The following is a 314-nucleotide window of genomic DNA, read 5'->3' as shown; positions in this document are numbered from 1 at the left end:
TGTCACCTCCAGTTGTTTTTGCGAGGGAATAACCTAAAATTCAAGACCACGACGGCAAACGACCACAAGCTTTTGGTATCTTCGAAAACAATAGATTAATCTTACTTTATACTTATGAGTGCGATCTTGGCGATGGCTGGGAAGATGCCGAAGTCAACAACGACCCACGAGAAGTTAGAGAAAAAGCTTTGAAAATGGGAGCTAACATTTTAAGTTACATCTTCAATAATTAACATTTTTGCAGTTTTAATTCTACATTTTGTGTTATTCATGGATAATTCATAATATTATCTTTAATTTATTTTTTTATGAAA

At 33.4% G+C, this 314-nt stretch carries 1 pseudogene; it reads left to right on the top strand.

Going from position 1 to position 314, the window contains the following annotated elements:
- Positions 1 to 32: 32 nt before the first annotated feature.
- A pseudogene (locus DIU01_RS04860) lies at positions 33 to 233 on the top strand (DUF4159 domain-containing protein); the annotation flags it as partial.
- Positions 234 to 314: the final 81 nt, after the last annotated feature.

The sequence above is a fragment of the Flavobacterium sp. genome, from assembly GCF_003525665.1.
Classification (GTDB): domain Bacteria; phylum Bacteroidota; class Bacteroidia; order Flavobacteriales; family Flavobacteriaceae; genus Flavobacterium.
Note: the sequence above shows the minus strand (reverse complement) of the source record. Positions and strands in the feature narration are given on the sequence as shown.